This window comes from Psychrobacter sp. TB20-MNA-CIBAN-0197 (genome assembly GCF_040309765.1).
In the GTDB taxonomy this organism is placed as follows: domain Bacteria; phylum Pseudomonadota; class Gammaproteobacteria; order Pseudomonadales; family Moraxellaceae; genus Psychrobacter; species Psychrobacter submarinus.
On sequence record NZ_JBEOPC010001433.1, the window covers coordinates 1 to 234 of the forward strand.

Annotated in this window: 1 pseudogene; it reads right to left on the bottom strand. The window is 58.5% G+C overall.

The features are described from left to right. Positions 1–215, bottom strand: a pseudogene (locus AAEY83_RS18700) (hypothetical protein); the annotation flags it as partial. Between the last annotated feature and the right edge of the window lie 19 nt (positions 216–234).

Here is a 234-nt window from a genome sequence, read left to right on the forward strand (position 1 = left end):
TCCTTGGCCTGGGCCGCTGCGTGTTTGGCCATCATGCCGTTGATTTGTGTCATGTACTTGTCCTTGCGGTTGATCCACAAGTGAATGCCGCCCTTGGCCACGTCGACATCGTGGAACAGCATGTAACCGTCGCTCGTCGGGGTATCGCCGCCGACCAGTACCGGTTTTTTCCATTCATCGATATAGGTCAGGATCGCCGCGTGCTTGCCGGCCATCCAGGTTGCCGGGGTCCAC